Consider the following 2,956-nt stretch of genomic DNA (forward strand, 5'->3'; position numbering starts at 1 on the left):
TCCGTGCCGTGCGGGTCGACGGCTGGCAGCAGGCCTTCGTGGTCCCGGCCGGAGCGGGCGGCGCGGTCACGCTGCGGTTCACGCCCGACCGGCCGTACCGGTCCGCGCTCGCCATCGGCGCCGGATGTGCCCTCCTGGTGGCGCTGGCCGCGTTCCTGCCGGCTCGCCGCCGCCGCAGGTCGGCGCTGGTCACCGCCCTGGCCGACCAACCGCTGGCCGCCCGCGCCCTGGCCGCCCAGCCGCCGCCCGCGCCGGCCCCTGCTCGTGGCGTTCCCGGCGGCGGCTGGTGGATGGCGGTGCCGTTGATGATGCTGGCGGTCCTGCTGGGTGGTGCGGCGGGTGCCTCCCTGCTGCTTGCTGCGATGATCGTCCGGCAGCTGCGGCCGGGGGCGCTGCCCGGAATCGTGATCGCGTGCGCCGGCGCGGGCCTCACGGTCGCCCTTTCCGGGCGCCTGCTCGGGCACGGGCAGGAGTGGGCGTACGGCGCGGCGGTGCAGGTCGCCATGCTGGCCGCGGTGTGCGCAGTCGCCGCGACCCTCGCACCGTTGCCGGGCCAACCATCCAGGAGGAACCCGTGACCGAGCCACACCGCGCCACGGTGCGCCGTTCCGTCACGCTGTTCCGGGCGTTCCTCGTCGAGCAGACCGACCCCGACCGGTTCTACTCCCTGCTCGCCGCCGACTCGGTGCGCCAGCTCGGTTCCTATGTAGACCTCGCTGGGGCCGCGGTGCTCGACGTGGGCGGTGGACCGGGGTACTTCGCCACCGAGTTCCGGCGCGCCGGGGCCGCCTACCTCGGGATCGACCCGGCGGTCGGCGATTTCGCCGCGGGCGGCGCCGCAGCGCGTGACATGGTGAGCGGGATGGTTCGCGGCAGCGGCACAGCCCTGCCGATCCGGACCGGCACGGTCGACGTCTGCTACTCGTCCAACGTCCTCGAGCACGTCGCCGAGCCGGAGGCCATGCTCGACGAGATGCTGCGGGTGACCCGGCCGGGCGGCACGGTCTTCGTGTCCTTCACGCCGTGGCGGTCGCCGTGGGGCGGACACGAGACGGCGCCCTGGCACCTCCTCGGCGGTGACCTCGCCCGCCGGCGCTACCTGCGGCGCACCGGCCGCGAGCCGAAGAACCGGTTCCGCGAGACGCTCTTCCCGGTCAGCGCGGCCCGCGCGATGCGCTGGGCGCGGGCCGGACGCCGCGAAGGGGCGCTGACAGTAGTCGATGTCCTGCCGAGATACCACCCGTCGTGGGCCCGCTGGGTGGCCCGGGTGCCGGGCGCGCGAGAGGCGCTGACGTGGAACTTCACCATCGTGTTGCGGCGGGCGGGACGGCCGGCTGAGATTCCGGTCACGGAAACTCTCGCCCAAAGCTACCCACCGAATGGTACTCGGTAGTAACCTTCCGCCACCGGTATGCGAACAGCCGCCGAACCCCCCGTTCCGTTCCACTCCTCATGGAGGCACCATGAAGTCCCGCGTCCTCGGCGCCGTGCTTGTCGGTCTCGGCGTTCTGGCGTTGGTTTTCGCCGTCGGCCTGGGGTTCATCGTGGCGCCCAAAGTGGAGCGCCTGCCGTATGACATGGAGCGCACGCAGTCGGTGGCCGAGGCGCCCAACGCGACCTTCCTGCAGATCACCAAGGGCGTGGCGAAGGTCAACACCGGTACGTTGCGCTCGACGGTCACCGTGCAGCCGGACGCCAAGGCCACCGCCGGGCTGGAGGGTTCGCTCGACGGCAACGCGCTGGTGTGGCTGGTCGGGCAGGAGGTCGTGCGTACCGACACCAACGAGCTGGTCCTGGCCTACAGCACATCGCTGGCCGTCGACCGGCGGACCGCGGCGGCACAGACGTGGAACAAGCAGTGGCTCGACACCGGTAACGACCGGCAGAGCGTCAAGTACTCGGGCCAGATCTACAAGTTCCCGTTCGGCACCGAGCGCCGGACCTACGACATCTTCGACCGCGACATCCTCACCACCAAGCCGGCCAGCTTCGTGCGCACCGAGGAGATCCAGGGGCTTGAGACCTACCAGTTCACCCAGGAGATCCGCGACGGCCGGCAGCAGCTGCCCACCGACCGGATGCAGGTGCTGCTGAGCCAGCTGACGCCCGGCGCGCAGTCCGGCGAGGTCGTCTACAACAACATCCGCACGGTGTGGGTGGAGCCGACCACGGGCCAGTACATCAAGGTGCAGGAGAAGCAGAACAAGGTGCTGAAGGCCGACAACGGCCAGTCGGTGACCATTCTCGACGCTACGTTCACCTACACCGACGACACCATCACCAAGTCCGCGGACACCGCCAAGTCCAACCGCCAGCGGCTGAATCTGGTGACGCTGTGGGCGCCGATCGGGCTCGCCGTGCTCGGCCTGATCCTGCTGATCGTGGCCGTACTGATGCTGCGCCGCTCGGGCAACGCCGGGGCCGGCGGTGCGCCGGCGCGGCACGCGAAGTCCGACCGCGACGAGACGCTGGTCGAGTCACGGTCCTCCGATTAGGAGCGATCAACGGAGGACGGCCGTCCTCCGTTGATCGCGTGTGGGCCTGGAGTAAAACGTAAGCTGACGTTTGACGTTGTGCAGTAGCGCTGATCACTCGTGCCGATGGGCGGCTTACGGAAGCGCTGAAAGGGCTGTCGCGGCGGGTCCGCGATCAGGCGGAGCGCTCGAGCACGAACCACACACCGACGGCCGGCTCGTCGGTCTCGTTGCGGTAGCCGTGCGGCGTGGACGAGTCGAACGAGACCGCATCGCCGGCGGTCAGCGTGTGGGTCTCGAAGCCGAGCGTCAGCGTCAGCGCGCCGCTGATGACGTATCCGAACTCGGTGCCGGAGTGGCGCATCAGCAGGCCGGAGCTGGACGAGCTTCCCCCCGGCTGGTACGTGATCAGCAGGAAGTCGACGTGCTTGTGCGGGATCTGTCCGAGCAGCTCCCACGTCACTCCGGAGTCGAGCGTCAAC

General features: G+C 70.3%; 3 protein-coding genes and 1 pseudogene. 3 read left to right on the plus strand and 1 reads right to left on the minus strand.

Going from position 1 to position 2,956, the window contains the following annotated elements:
- The 3 genes and pseudogenes from AB0M20_RS35545 to AB0M20_RS35555 all read left to right on the plus strand — a co-directional run.
- Positions 1-578 (plus strand): annotated as a pseudogene (locus AB0M20_RS35545) (DUF3367 domain-containing protein); the annotation flags it as partial.
- Positions 575-1,393 carry a class I SAM-dependent methyltransferase gene (locus AB0M20_RS35550; RefSeq protein ID WP_364304919.1) on the plus strand — a complete coding sequence of 273 codons (819 nt, stop codon included), beginning with the start codon at positions 575-577 and terminating at the stop codon, positions 1,391-1,393. The pseudogene AB0M20_RS35545 and the gene AB0M20_RS35550, both read left to right, overlap by 4 nt.
- 70 nt (positions 1,394-1,463) lie before the next feature.
- Positions 1,464-2,495, plus strand: a complete 1,032-nt coding sequence (locus tag AB0M20_RS35555) for a DUF3068 domain-containing protein (RefSeq protein ID WP_364304920.1) — start codon at positions 1,464-1,466, stop codon at positions 2,493-2,495.
- A gap of 154 nt (positions 2,496-2,649) precedes the next feature.
- Here the strand turns inward: AB0M20_RS35555 and AB0M20_RS35560 are convergent.
- Positions 2,650-2,956, minus strand: a 307-nt coding sequence (locus tag AB0M20_RS35560) for a cupin domain-containing protein (RefSeq protein ID WP_364304921.1), incomplete at its 5' end; no start/stop codon positions are given.

The sequence above is a fragment of the Actinoplanes sp. NPDC051633 genome, from assembly GCF_040681735.1.
Lineage (GTDB): Bacteria > Actinomycetota > Actinomycetes > Mycobacteriales > Micromonosporaceae > Actinoplanes.